A 13299-nucleotide genomic window follows, 5' to 3' on the forward strand; every position below is an offset into this window, starting at 1 on the left:
CAGGACCACCAGCACAGCAAAGAGCCCCGGACAGGTCCGGGGCTCTTTGCTGTGCCTTGCGCAACCGGTCTGCGGTCAGACCCGCAACGTGGTGAGCGGCAGCTGGACGGCGATCGGAACGGAACCGGGACCGGTGGTCCAGGCCCGGCCGAGCTTGGGCGCGGCCCGGGTGATGTTGTGGTTGAGCCGGACGCCGATCAGGTCGCCGTCGCCGAAGGAGTGCGGTTCGGTCACCACGCCGCGGCGGGCCCGGCGGGCCGCGGTCGGCCAGCCGCCCATCCCGGACTGGAAGCCGTCGGTGGACGCGCCGAAGACGAGTCCGACACCGTTGTCCCGGCCGGAGACGATGATCTCCTTCAGGACCCGGTCCGCGGCCGCCGACATCAGCAGGTCGGCGTCGTCGATCATCACGACCTTGGGACCGGCGATCTGGTCGAGGGTCGCGCGCAACTGGTCCTCGCCGGGGTCACCGCTGCTCATCAGCACCACCTGGGGATGGCGCTCGAGCGTCCGCAGCTGGGTGTCCCGCGGGGTGATCAGGATCAGCGACGTCCCGCCGGCCAGCAGCGAGACGGCCAAGCAGGACAGCGTGTTGCTCCGCCCCGATCCAGGGGGCCCGAGAACGGCGAACGACGAGGCGACACCGGCCAGGTCGACCCCGAGCGGTCCGGCGTCGTCGCCGCCGACGCCGATCAGGCCCCACAGCGGCCGCCGGTACTCGGCCGGGACGAGGTCGAACGCCGCGGAGAACTCCACCGCTGTCGGCAGCTCGGTGACCGGGAACGGCCGGCGATCGGCCGGCACCTTCGAGTCCCGTTTGCGGGCCTCGATCGCGATCTCCCGGATCGCCTCGACCTGCGCGGCGCCGCCGCCTTCGGCCAGCACCACGATCTGGGTCTCGCTGCCGGTCAGGACGTGCCAGCCGCGACCGGGGCCGATGACGGCCGGCACCTTGTTCAGCCGAAGTCCGGCTGCTTGGTAGTCGGTCCGTTCGGCCTGCCGGAGCAGAAGTTTGTGGTCGTTGTGGGACGCCAGCCGCCCACCCAGCAGGGATCGTTCCGAGGTCACGACGACGTGGACGCCGACGCCGGCGCCTTCGCGCAGCAACCGGATGACGTCCTGCAGGATCTGTCCTTGGTCGTGGTCCTCGAGGGTCGCCGACAGCGCGTCCCAGCCGTCGATCAGGACCAGGATGTGGGCCGGGCGTTCCGCCTTCGGCAGGACCTTGCGCAGCTCGGTCAGCCCGGTGGCATTGTGCTTTCCGGCCAGCTCCTGCCGCTGGGTGATCTCCTGGTTCAGCCGGCGCAGGACCCGGCCCATCCGTTCCATGTCGTGCCGGGACGCCACGGCGCCGCAGTGCGGCAGCGCCTCCAGCACGGCCAGACCACCGCCGGCGGCGTCGATGCCGTAGATGTGCAGGTCGGCGACACTGATGTTCTTCGCCGCGGATCCGGCCAGCGTGCGCAGCATCTGGGTCCGCCCGGTGCGCGGGGCCCCGATCACGTACAGGTGCCCGAAGGTCTCGAAGTCGACCCCGGCCACCCGCTGCTGCTGCAGCGCGGGCAGGTCCTCCAGCGCGTACGGCGCGAACAGGCTCTGGTGACTCGTCTCCGGAAGCTCCGACAGCAGCATCTGCGGCTTCAGCGCCGGCCGCCACGGTTGTGGCTGGACGTCGAAGTCCTCCAGCTGGTCGGTCGCTTCGCGAATCGCCTCGACCAGAACCATCAGGTCGGTGACCGCGAGCGTGGCCGGGGTCTCGTTCTCGACGACCGGCGCGTCGTCCACGGCGACCGGCTTGCCGAGCGACTCCCAGTCGAGATCGGTGACGTGCACGTTCGACGGTTCGGCCGGACCCTGCTCGATCAGGTCGTCCTCGACATCGCGTTCGGCACCGACCCACGCGGTCTGGAACAGGTCCGCCAGCCGGGGCCCGCGCCTGATCACGGCCCGGCCGGGGATCGACGGGTTGATCGAGGCCGCCTCGTTGACGTCGACGATGTCCATGCTCTCGGCGGCGTCGGTCACCCGCAACGCGATCCGCAGGTTGGTGTTCGCCCGCATGTCACCGCTGACCACTCCACCGGGTCGCTGGGTCGCCAGGATCAGGTGGATCCCGAGCGACCGGCCGCGCTGGCCGATGCCGATCAGGCCCGGCACGAACTCCGGGATCTCGCGCACCATCGCGGCGAACTCGTCGATGACGATCACCAGCCGTGGCAGCCGTCCGAGGTCCGGGTTCACCAGCCGCTTGGCCTGGTAGTCGGGCAGGTCCTTGGCGTCGGCGTCGGCGAGGATCCGTTCCCGGCGGCGCAGCTCGGCGTCGAGCGACTCCAGCACCCGCTCGACCAGGTGCGTGTCGAGGTCGGTGACCATGCCGAGCGTGTGCGGCAGTCCGGCGCACTCCTTGAACGCGCTACCGCCCTTGTAGTCGACCAGGACGAAGGTCAGCTCGTCGGGCCGGTTCACGGTCGCGAGCGAGGCGACCATGGTCTGCAGCAGCTCGGACTTGCCGGACCCCGTCGTTCCGGCGATCAGGCCGTGCGGACCGTCGTGCACCAGGTCCACCACGAACCGGCCGTCGAAGTCGGCGCCGAGAACGAACGACGTACTGGCCGGGCGGCGCTGCCAGCGGCCCAGCAGGGTCTCCGCGGTCGGCGGCTCCAGCTCCAGCTCCTCGAGCAGCTTGACGCTCTTCGGCAGGCCGGCGTCGTGGTCGGGGCTGACGTCGCGCACCGGCGCGAGCGCGCGGGCGATCTGTTCGCACCACTGTGAGGTGACCAGGTCGATCCGGACGTTCTTCAGGTCCGGCATCCCGGGAAGTTTCACGGTCAGCGTCTGCAGACCGGTGGCCAGCACCGCGCCGCACTCCTCGGGCAGCAGGCGCTCGTCGCGGTCCAGGCAGATGCTGTAGACCCCGACCGAGGGCCCGTCGGTGAGGACCTGGATGAACCCCGGTACGTCGCGCAGCCGGCGCGCGCCGTCCGCGATCACGACGATCTCGGGGTCTCTCAGCGGCTCGTTCCGGCCCGCGGCCTCGATCCGGCGCTGCCGCCCCTGGACCTGGGAGATCAGTTCGGTCACCCGTGCCGTCGTCGTCGCGTCGTCGTTGGCGATCAGCACCGACGCCGGGCCGCCTTCGGGCCGCAGGTGCGGCAGCCAGCGAACCCAGTTCCAGTCCTCGGCCCGGTCCGGCTCGGCCAGTACGACGATCCGCAGCATCCGCGGCGAGTGCAGCACCGCGGCCTGGATCACCATCCAGCGGCTCAGCGATCGGGACTCCAGGTCCCGCCCGGCGATCCCGACCACGCCGTGCCCTCGCAGCGGAAGGGCGACCGGCGCGTCCGGGATGGTCCACCGGATCGTCCGGTGGTTCTCCTCCCGGCTCTGGTCGTCGAGCTCCTTCAGCGAGGCCTGGTCGGCCGTTCCCAGCCGGAGCAGCAGGTAGTCGGCATCGGGCCGGCGTCGTTCCCACAGCCGGCTGCCCGGCATCGTGGCCAGCTGGGCGATCCGCACCGGATCGGGCGCGGTCACGTTGCGCACCAGCCGTTCGCGGGCGACCGCGACGCTGATCTCCTCCTCCAGCGCCGCCTTCCGCGCGTTGTACCGGCGGATCGCCTCGAGGTGCTCGGCCCGGTTGTTCTTCCGGCCGCTGAAGTAGTTCATCGCCATCATCATCGGGCTGAGCATCGTGAAGACGAGGAAGAAGTAGGAGTTGAGCAGCCAGACCATCACCATGCCGAGCACCACCGGCGCGATCACGATCGGCCAGGGGAACGGACGCTTCATCGGCGGGTTCGGTGCGTTCGGCAGCCGCAGCTTCTCGTCGTCCAGGTGCGGGGCGATCCGGGGTGGCCGGTTGTAGTCGAGCCCGAAGCCGTCGTCGGAGAAGCGGACCGCTGCGACCGGCTCCAGCTCGCCGCTGCACCGCAAGAGCACCGATCCGACCGCGAGATCCTCTTCCGGCAGCCAGTGGTTGATCTGGCCGACCGGGCTCTCCCCCGGATCGACCGCCGGCGAGATCTCTTCCTCGGTCGGGTTCTCCACGTCCTTGACCCGGATCGCGCTGGTCGCGGCGTCGTCGTCGGGCGGGCCGATCAGCCGGCTCATCACCTTGCCGCGCATCGGCTCGGTCTGGTGCCAGTACGTCTCACCGGCCGGGCCGACGGTGACCCACAGGCCACGCGGCGGCACGCCGGAACCGGTCAGCTGGATCGCGCAGAGCGGGTCCGAACCGATCTCGTGGCTGCCGGGGCCGATCCGCCAGATCCGGCCGGAGTCCGGGCCCGACACCGCGTGCAGCTCGACGGTGACCGGCGCGGGACCGGCCGGGCGTTGCAGCAGGTTCGGCGTCTCGGCCGGGGCACCGATGCCCAGAACTCCACCGTCACGAACTCCGGACCCGGCCAGCGGAGCCGCGGGATTGAGCTTGCGGCCACCGACGAACAACTGCTGACCGGGCTGCCCGAGGCCTTCGGCGAGCGCTCCGACCGAGAGGCCCTTCGGGAGTTTCAGCACCCGGTCGGTCCGTCGGGCTCCCTGCTGCTCGACCGTGGTGAGATTCAGCTCCACGATGTCGCCTTCCCCCTCGATGCGTCACTGGGCCGGCCGTTCGGGCGTCCGGGCGAAGGGTTCAGGACCGAGACCCCGGCCACGCCGACCGGCACCTCCAGGTCGTCCAGGTCGTCGACGGGCGCCGCCGGCCGGACCGGTCCGCGGGTCTCGAACTCGTGCGGCGGCATCCGTCGTACCGATCGTGCCACGGCCTTTGCCAACGGCAACGGGTCGACCTGCAGCCAGGTCGCTCCACCGTGCAGTCGCAGGGTCTGCTCCTCGGTCGCCTCGATCAGCCGGGAGCTGCCCCGTGCCACGCCGAGGCTGACCAGCCGGACCCCGGACGGGACCGGCCGGTCCAGGGGCCCGGCACCGATCACGAACCAGGCGCCGATCCGCCGGACGGCTTCCTCCAGCCGCATCCCGTCGTGCTGATCATGGATGCCCTCGGCAACCTCCACGGCACCGGCCGGGAGCCGGACGTCAAGCTGCGCGGCCAGCGCCTGGACGATGCCCTTGGCCAGCCGCGGCACGCCGTACACCGACAGCGAGGACGGCCCGGCCAAGAGGTCGATCATGATGACGCTGCCACCATCGGCGCCGGTACCGAGGCAGACCAGCAAGGGGGCCTGCGGCGGCCGGTGGCCGGACGGCGGGGTGTAGTCGGAGAGCTCACCGCGCTGGATCCACCACAGCCGCGGATCGTCGGAGTCTCTTGCCCAGGGCTCGGGCAACGGCCGCTCCGCCGCGGGCCCGGCGACCAGGACGCCGATCCGCCGCTTGGTCAGCGCCAGCGCGTACGGCGCCGACCCGGGATCGATCGCCGCCGCGTAGCTCATCGCCTGTTCGGCCTGGGCCCAGGCCGCGTGGTTCCGTAGTACGCCGGCCAGGAGACGCAGGCGGCGCCGGTACCGGACCCGGTCGCGGATCGGGTCGGTGAACGCATGCACCGTCCGGCTGGTTTCCCGCTTGATGCCGCGGCCCAGCCGGCGCCAGCCGCCGAGTTTGCGGACCAGCAGGTTGAGCAGGACGAGGAACAGCAACGCCAAGCCGATGTAGCCGACGACCTGGTGCGTGTTGCCGCCACCTCCCAGTGCACTCATGCAGCGGCCTCGCCCCACCCGCGACGCAGCAGGTCGGCCCGCAGCGCGCGGACCGCCGTGTGGGTCCGCGACTTCACGGTGCCGAGCGGAACGTCGAGAGCCATGGCAACATCTTCGCCGGGTTGGCCGCACAGATGCACCCGGATCACCACCTCGCGGTGCGCGGGTGACAAACGTCTCAGGGCGTCGACCAGCACGTGCCGCCCGGCGACCTCCTCGGCCGGGTCCGGCGCGCTGATGGTCGTCTCGAAGTCGGCCTGGCACAGCCCGCTGGGGACCGTACGGCGCTCCCGGCGGTGCAGGTCGACGACCAGGTTGCGGGCGACGCGGAACAGCCACATCCGGATCGGGCGGGTCTCCCAGTCCAGCGTCTCGGCCTGCTGCCAGGCGCGCAGCAACGTCTCCTGGACCACGTCCTCGACAGCGAACGCGTCCCAGCCGACCAGACTCTTCACGTAGCGGCGCAGACTGTCGCGCTCGGCCAGGCAGAGCTCGATCGCCTGCATCCGGCCAGGGCTGATGTCGTTGATGACGGACCTCACAGGTTGGGGCGGAACGAGAGGCAGAGACCCGAAATTCGGCTTCAATTTAACTCTTGAAGACAACCGGCGCAATCGCTTCCGGTGAACGATGAGTAACGACTGGCGCTCATCTGGTGACCAGCAGGTGATCTCGTGGCGATGTTTGACTCGGGCCCGGGAGCCGGGTGATCCTCGGGGAGGCAGCCCCTCCCGGAGGCGGCCGGCTGATCGCCCTAGAAGCCATGGAGTCAACGTGCGGCCCACCCGATTCTCCCGCGCCCGCAGGCCCGCCGGGCCCGGTTCGTCCCGGTTCGCCGGGACGTTCGCCCGGCGTCCGCTGACCCCGCGCGTGGCGTCGCTGCCCGATCGCCGCGCCTGGATGACCACGGCCTTCGTCGCCACCTTCGTGGCCGGTGCGGCGGTCGCCGTACCGCTGCTGACGCACCTCGGCGGAGACTCTCCGAAGGACACGATCGTGGCGGTCGACGCGCCGCTCACGTCCCGCGCCACGACCACACCGACGGCCACGCCGACCGCCGTACCGACCGCGACGACGACTGTGACCGGCAAGCCGCGGGTCTCAGTGGCGACCGCCACCGTGACGGTGACCGCGCCGGGTGGTCAGGTGACCGTGCTGAAGCCCGGCGCGACCGTGACGTTGCCTGGGGCCACCACCACGGTGACGGCGCCCGGAGGCCAGGTCACCGTGGTGAAACCCGGCACGACGGTGACGTTGCCCAAGGCTACGACCACCGTCACGACGAAGGTGACCGAGAAGGGTCAGCAGCAGACCGGCGGCAACTCGGTCAAGCAGGACTCGAACCAGCTGCGCGCGATGAAGAGCACCCCGGCGACCCTGCGCAGCGACGGCGCCAAGCGCTGTATCGACGTCAAGGACGGCCGGGCCGGCGCGGGCACCGACGGCACCCCGCTGCAGGTCTGGGACTGCCACGACGACGCCAACCAGGCCTGGGCGTTCAACTCCGACGGCACGGTCCGCGCGCTGAACCAGTGCATGGACCTGGCCTGGGGCTCGATCGCGGAGAACACCGCGATCCAGCTGGTCGCCTGCAACGGCAGCGCCGCCCAGCAGTTCCGCGTCACCCAGAAGGGCCAGCTGATCAACCCGGCCGCCGAGGGCAAGTGCGTCACGGTCGACAAGGGTGACAACGGCGGGCGCCTGTTCCTGCGTGGTTGCACGGGTGACGGCAACCAGAAGTGGGTCCAGTCCTAGAAGGCGTACGGGTACGGCGACCAGTCGGCGGGCCGCTTCTCCAGGAAGGAGTCGCGGCCCTCAGCCGCTTCGTCCGTGCCGTAGGCCAGCCGGGTCGCCTCGCCGGCGAACAGCTGCTGCCCGACCAGCCCGTCGTCGATCGCGTTGAACGCGTACTTCAGCATCCGCTGGGCCGTCGGCGACTTCGCGCAGACCTTCCGGCCCCAGTCCAGCGCCACCTGCTCGAGCTCGGCGTGCGGGACGACCTTGTTCACCATGCCCATCCGGAACGCGTCCTCGGCGTCGTACTCGTCACCCAGGAAGAAGATCTCCCGGGCGAACTTCTGCCCGACCTGCCGGGCCAGGTACGCCGAACCGAACCCGCCGTCGAACGACGCCACGTCCGCGTCGGTCTGCTTGAACCGCGCGTGCTCGGCCGAGGCGAGCGTCAGGTCCGCGACCACGTGCAGGCTGTGCCCGCCCCCGGCGGCCCAGCCCGGTACGACGCAGATGACGACCTTCGGCATGAACCGGATCAACCGCTGCACCTCGAGGATGTGCAACCGGCCCGCCTTGGCCGGGTCGATCGAGTCGGCCGTCGTACCTTCGGCGTACTTGTAACCGTCCTTGCCGCGGATCCGCTGGTCGCCGCCGGAGCAGAACGCCCAGCCGCCGTCCTTGGCCGACGGGCCGTTGCCGGTCAGCAGGACGCAGCCGACGTCGCTGGACATCCGCGCGTGGTCCAGGACCCGGTACAGCTCGTCAACGGTCTGCGGGCGGAACGCGTTGCGCACCTCGGGGCGGTTGAAGGCGATCCGCACCACGCCGGCGTCGACCGCGCGGTGGTAGGTGATGTCGGTCAGGTCGAAGCCGTCGACCGCCTTCCAGGCCGACGGGTCGAAGATCTCGCTGACGTGCGCTGGGTCGGTCACCCGGCCGAGCATATTTCAGTGCTCGGCGGGGGCTTCGCCTCAGGTCCCTGTGCTGCTCAGTGCTTGATGGTGCTTTCCCGTAGGACGACCTCGGGAGCGTAGGTCTCGGTCCGCGGGTCGCCGCCCTCGATCGCGAGCTCCAGCGCGCGCCGTCCCATCTGCTCCAGCGGCAGCCGTACGGTCGTCAGCCCAGGCCACACGTCCCGCAGCGTCGCGATGTCGTCGAACCCGGCCACACCGAGCTGCCCCGGTACGTCGACCCCGCGCACGCGCAGCGCCGACATCGCACCGACCGCCATCACGTCGTTCACCGCGAACAGGCAGTCCAGCTCGAGCTTGCGGTCCAGCAGCTCCAGCGCCGCCGCATGACCGCCGTCCCGGGTGAAGTCGCCGCCCAGCACCGCCACCGGCTCCAGGCCGGCCTCGGCCAGCCCGGCGACGAACCCGTCCCGCCGGTCCCGCGCCGTCGCCAGCTGCTCCGGCCCGGCCAGTACGCCGAACTTCCGCCAGCCCTGACCGACCAGCTGCCGCGCCAGCTCGGCCGCACCCGCCCGGTTGTCCGGCTCGATCGTGTGCGCCGGCATCCCGGCCTGGCTGACCAGGGCGAGCCCCGCGCCGGAGCCCAGGAACGACTCGATCTCGTTCGCCGTACGGGCCAGCTGGTCGGCGTCGGTACGCCGGGAGCCGATCATCACCGCGGCCCGGGCGCGCTGGGCGCGCAGCGACGACAAGTAGGCAATCTCACGCTCGGCGTCGCGGAACGTGCTCGCCATCATGACCAGCAGGTTCCGCTCGTCGGCGGCGCGCATCACCCCGTTCGCGATCGCCGCGAAGTACGGGTCCTCGATGTCGTGCACCAGGATGCCGACCACGTTCGTCGACGACTTGGCCAGCGCCTGGGCCTGCGCGTTCGGCGTGTAGCCGAGCTCCGCGGCCGCCTCGCGGACGCGTTCCTGCAGCTCCGGGCGTGGAACCCGGTCGCCGCCGTTCAGCACGCGGGAGGCGGTCGCGACCGACACCCCTGCCCGCTGCGCGACGTCCAGCAATGTCACCGGTGCTCGCAGATTCACTGGCCACCCACCTTCCTTTGGCTCCCCCCGGGTGGCGGTCACCCTATCGGACCAGTGGTGTCGCTCACGCTGCGTGGCCGGGAAGTCTCCGGGAATGTCGTCAGAGCCTGGCTTCTGCGCCGGGGAATGACTAGCCTTCCGAGCCATGACGACCGTCCGCGCCAGGGTGACCGTCCTGGCCTCGTCCACCGTGCTCTGCCTGACCGCCCTCGCCGGCACCGCGACGGCGGCCCCGGCCCCCGACGGAGCGCCCTCCGTGGCCCCCGCGGGGTCCGACGCCGCCCTCGAGGCGAGCCTGGCCGGTGGTGTGCCCGCGCACGTGGACTCCCGGACGAAGAGCACCAAGCCGGTCTACGACTACGCCGGCGCGATCCGCGAGTCGGTCTACGTCGACACCCGGATGGACACCGACGACGACGGCGTCGACGACAAGATCGCGGTCGACATCGTCCGGCCCCGGGAGACCGACGCCGCCGGCGTCCGGATCCCGGTGATCATGGACGCGTCGCCGTACTACTCCTGCTGCGGGCGCGGCAACGAGAACGAGAAGAAGACCTACGACGCCGGCGGCGTGATCCAGAAGATGCCGCTGTACTACGACAACTACTTCGTCCCGCGCGGGTACGCGGTGGTCGGCGTCGACATCGTCGGCACCAACCGCTCCACCGGCTGCGGCGACGTCGGCGGCGAGGACGAGGTCGACTCGGTCGTCGCGGTGATCGACTGGCTGAACGGGCGCAACACCGCTCACTCCGCCGATGGTGGGGTCGTGCGCGCCTCGTGGACGACCGGCGCCGTCGGGATGATCGGCAAGTCGTACGACGGAACGCTGGCCAACGCGGTCGCGGCCACCGGCGTACGGGGCCTGAAGACGATCGTGCCGATCTCGGCGATCTCCTCCTGGTACGACTACTCGCGCTCCGGCGGGGTGCCGTACTCGATCGACTACATGCCCTGGCTCGGTGCGTACGTCGGCCACGACACGCCCGCCTGCGACGCCGTACGGGCCGACCTCGGTGAGTCCGACGACGACGAGACCGGCGACTACACCCGTTTCTGGGCCGAGCGCGACTACGTGAAGGACGCCCGCAACATCAAGGCGTCGGTCTTCGTCACGCACGGCCTCGGCGACTACAACGTCCAGACCAACCACTTCGCCCAGTGGTGGGATGCCCTGGCCAAGAACCGCGTCCCCCGCAAGATCTGGCTCGGCCTCGAGGACCACGTCGACCCCTTCGAGTTCCGCCGCGACGAGTGGGTGGACGAGCTGCACGAGTGGTTCGACTACTGGTTGCAGGGCTTGGCCAACGGAGTGATGCGTGAGCCGCAGGCGTCGGTGGAGGTCGCACCGGACGTCTGGCGCGACTACTCGACCTGGCCCGCCGTGTCCCGCACCGTGCCGGTCCCCCTGGCCGCCGGCAAACTAGGTGCCTACGGCAAGGGAACGGTCACCGTCACCGACGACCCGTCGCTGACCGAGGACACCATCGTCGCGACCCCTTCTGAGGTGATCGCCGGGCGCCAGATGTTCCTGTCCGCCCCGCTGCCCGCGACCATTCGCCTCAGCGGCACCCCCACGGTCACGCTGCGGGTCCGATCGGACTCCGTCACCACGCCCGTCACCGCCCGCCTGATCGAGTACGGCGAGGCCGAGCGCTACGCGGGCGTCCGTCGTACGAACACTTCGACGTGTGAAGGCTCCAGCACCGACTACGACGACAGCTGCTACTACACCGTCGAAAAGCTCACCGAACCCAGCGACCACGGCATCGTCAGCCGAGGCTGGATCGACGCCGCCCACAGCTCCTCCCTCGCCCACCCCAAGCCGCTGACCCCCGGCAAGTGGACGACAGTCACCGTGCCCCTGAGGGCCCAGGACGAAGTAATCCCCAAGGGCCGAACCCTCGGCCTCGCCGTCACACTCTCCGACACCGAGTGGACCACCCCCAACGACACGGGCGCGACGGTCGACATCGACCTCGCCCACAGCAAACTGAACCTGCCCGTCACCGCCGGCAAGGTCCCCGCCCCCACCAAGATCCAGCCCCTGGACGTGGACATCACGACGCCCACCCAACGCCCCAACCTCCACGACCCTCTCGGCTAGGACTGCTTCCCCCACGCGGCCGGCTCCGGTCGCTCCTTCGTCGCGACCTACGCAGTCCGCTCCCACCCACCCTGGGCGCGGGCTTGCGCCCTAGAGTGTATTATCTGATTAGATAACAAACCTGGGAGCGGGAACGTGGACAAGGACAGTCAGGCGGTCGTCGAACAGCTCAACTGCGCCCTTGCCGAGAGCGGATTGTCTCAGGCCGCGTTCGCGACTGCGCTCGGTACTTCCGCTTCGCGCTTCTCTACCTACCGGTCCGGCCGGACCAAGCCGACGGCGCAGTTCTTCCTGCGGGCTCGACGGATCGGTCATGCGCTCCACGCGGCACGCGAGTACCGGATCATGACTGCTCCGGCAACCGCGGCGGCCATCAGGGAGGCGAACGACGAGGATTGGGCTTGGCGGATGTTGCTTCAGGGCCGCGACCACCTGCGCTTGTTGTTACGCCGTCATGACGGCTCCGAAGCTGCTTGGGAGGCTGCACCGGGAACGACTGGTCAGGCAGGGTTCGACACGTTGCTTGCCGTCTTGACCGCACGCGAGTTCGAGGCTGCAGGTGAAAATCCACCCGAGTGGAGCAGTGTCGAGGCTCTCGCGGATCCATGGATTCCCCAGCATCCGTTCCTGGAGCGTGACGAAATCATCGAGCAGACTCCTGCGTACCTGGCGGCGGTCAACATCTTTGTTCCAGCCCGCGACTTGGTGACGGCATGAGCGATGCACGCAACGAGTTCAGCGCCGCAGAGATTGTCGATCTGCTCTCGGATCTCGACAAACGACTGAAGACACGCGGCATTTCCGCCTCGGTCTTCGTCGTCGGAGGCGCTGCGATCGCTGTCACCTCGACCGACAGCCCCCGCCGTACAGAGGACGTCGATGCCATTACGCGCGACGAGGCCGTCGTCGACGAAGCTCGTGCGATGGCAAGTCAACGCAAGCTGCCCGAAGACTGGCTGAACACCCGCGCCAGTCCGTGGATGCCACCGCTGCCGGAAGGCGCATTGCAACGCGACGATGCGCCTGGTCTGCACATCTCCTACGCCACCGACGAGTTCCTGTTGGCCACCAAGTTGATTGCCCAGCGCCGCAAAGACGCTCCCGACATCGTCGTGCTCGCCACGCGGCTCGGCTTGCAGAACGCATCGGCCGACCACCTCGAACAGTTGGTGTCCCGCTACTACACCGATGAGGACTCGCTCGAGTTCATTCTCGGCAGCAAGGACGTCGAAAGCGAGATTCATCTTCTGGCAGTCAGAGCCGAACGTCTGCTGGCGAAACACCGGTCCGGGCCGGTACGCGCGGCGCCGGCTGAGGCCACGAAGCCTCCCCGCGTCCAGCGCCAGGATCGTGGCCCTTCCCGGGAGTGGAGCTAAGGCGATTCAAGTGGTTCCGAGTTCGCTCATCATGAGGGTTTCGATGCCGCCACGTTTCCAGGTCCGGCTGACGTCCCCGGGGCAGGGCGGCGAGTACGGCGGCGCGGGCTTGGACTACCGGTCGGGTGGGCTTTGTGGGTTGCTTGCTGTTGGCTGCGTGTGAGTTCGTTGATGCGTGAGCTCGGCTGGTTCGCTGGCCCGGGGGTCACGTTTCGGGTGGTTGGTGGGTTGGGTACGGAGGTTTCATGGAGCCCGCCGATATCCGTGCTGATGACAATCCCTACGGCATCTCGACGCGGGTGGCGCGGAGTACCGGGACGATGACTGTGCCTGTGTCGGTCGAGACCGTGGTTGAGGTGGTTGACGATCTGTTTCACGTGATCGACCAGCCACGGCTGGTGAGTTTGTCCGCAGACGGTGCGGAGT

General features: G+C 69.7%; 9 protein-coding genes. 4 read left to right on the forward strand and 5 right to left on the reverse strand.

The genetic code is table 11. The annotated features are described in order from the left end of the window. Positions 1–75 precede the first annotated feature (75 nt). Genes ACLQ2O_RS00880 through ACLQ2O_RS00890 form a run of 3 tightly spaced genes read right to left on the reverse strand, consistent with a single transcriptional unit; the run spans position 76 to position 6196 of the window. On the reverse strand, positions 76–4569 hold the full coding sequence (locus tag ACLQ2O_RS00880; RefSeq protein WP_425826073.1) for an FtsK/SpoIIIE domain-containing protein: 4494 nt from the start codon (positions 4567–4569) through the stop codon (positions 76–78). Continuing rightward, positions 4560–5654 (reverse strand): hypothetical protein, encoded by a 1095-nt coding sequence (locus tag ACLQ2O_RS00885; protein WP_425826075.1) that lies wholly within the window; start codon positions 5652–5654, stop codon positions 4560–4562. The genes ACLQ2O_RS00880 and ACLQ2O_RS00885 overlap by 10 nt, the downstream gene beginning before the upstream one ends. After that, positions 5651–6196 (reverse strand): sigma-70 family RNA polymerase sigma factor, encoded by a 546-nt coding sequence (locus tag ACLQ2O_RS00890; protein ID WP_425826077.1) that lies wholly within the window; start codon positions 6194–6196, stop codon positions 5651–5653. The genes ACLQ2O_RS00885 and ACLQ2O_RS00890 overlap by 4 nt, the downstream gene beginning before the upstream one ends. 232 nt (positions 6197–6428) lie before the next feature. On the opposite strand from ACLQ2O_RS00890, the gene ACLQ2O_RS00895 reads away from it, so the two are divergent. Continuing rightward, positions 6429–7409, forward strand: coding sequence for a ricin-type beta-trefoil lectin domain protein (locus ACLQ2O_RS00895; RefSeq protein ID WP_425826079.1), 981 nt, complete (start codon positions 6429–6431; stop codon positions 7407–7409). Here the strand turns inward: ACLQ2O_RS00895 and ACLQ2O_RS00900 are convergent. Next, the gene (locus tag ACLQ2O_RS00900) at positions 7406–8320 is read right to left on the reverse strand and encodes a 1,4-dihydroxy-2-naphthoyl-CoA synthase (RefSeq protein WP_425826081.1); all 915 of its coding nucleotides are present in this window, start codon (positions 8318–8320) and stop codon (positions 7406–7408) included. The genes ACLQ2O_RS00895 and ACLQ2O_RS00900 overlap by 4 nt on opposite strands. Before the next feature lie 56 nt (positions 8321–8376). After that, the gene (locus ACLQ2O_RS00905; RefSeq protein WP_425826083.1) at positions 8377–9390 is read right to left on the reverse strand and encodes a LacI family DNA-binding transcriptional regulator; all 1014 of its coding nucleotides are present in this window, start codon (positions 9388–9390) and stop codon (positions 8377–8379) included. A gap of 145 nt (positions 9391–9535) precedes the next feature. Between ACLQ2O_RS00905 and ACLQ2O_RS00910 the strand changes: the two genes are divergently transcribed. The 3 genes from ACLQ2O_RS00910 to ACLQ2O_RS00920 all read left to right on the forward strand — a co-directional run bounded on the left by ACLQ2O_RS00910 (position 9536) and on the right by ACLQ2O_RS00920 (position 12873). Next, positions 9536–11497 carry a Xaa-Pro dipeptidyl-peptidase gene (locus ACLQ2O_RS00910; protein ID WP_425826085.1) on the forward strand — a complete coding sequence of 654 codons (1962 nt, stop codon included), beginning with the start codon at positions 9536–9538 and terminating at the stop codon, positions 11495–11497. Positions 11498–11632: 135 nt separating this feature from the next. Further along, positions 11633–12214 (forward strand): hypothetical protein, encoded by a 582-nt coding sequence (locus tag ACLQ2O_RS00915; RefSeq protein ID WP_425826087.1) that lies wholly within the window; start codon positions 11633–11635, stop codon positions 12212–12214. Further along, the gene (locus ACLQ2O_RS00920) at positions 12211–12873 is read left to right on the forward strand and encodes a DUF6036 family nucleotidyltransferase (RefSeq protein WP_425826089.1); all 663 of its coding nucleotides are present in this window, start codon (positions 12211–12213) and stop codon (positions 12871–12873) included. The genes ACLQ2O_RS00915 and ACLQ2O_RS00920 overlap by 4 nt, the downstream gene beginning before the upstream one ends. Positions 12874–13299: the final 426 nt, after the last annotated feature.

The organism is Kribbella sp. DT2 (assembly GCF_049844575.1).
Taxonomy (GTDB): domain Bacteria; phylum Actinomycetota; class Actinomycetes; order Propionibacteriales; family Kribbellaceae; genus Kribbella.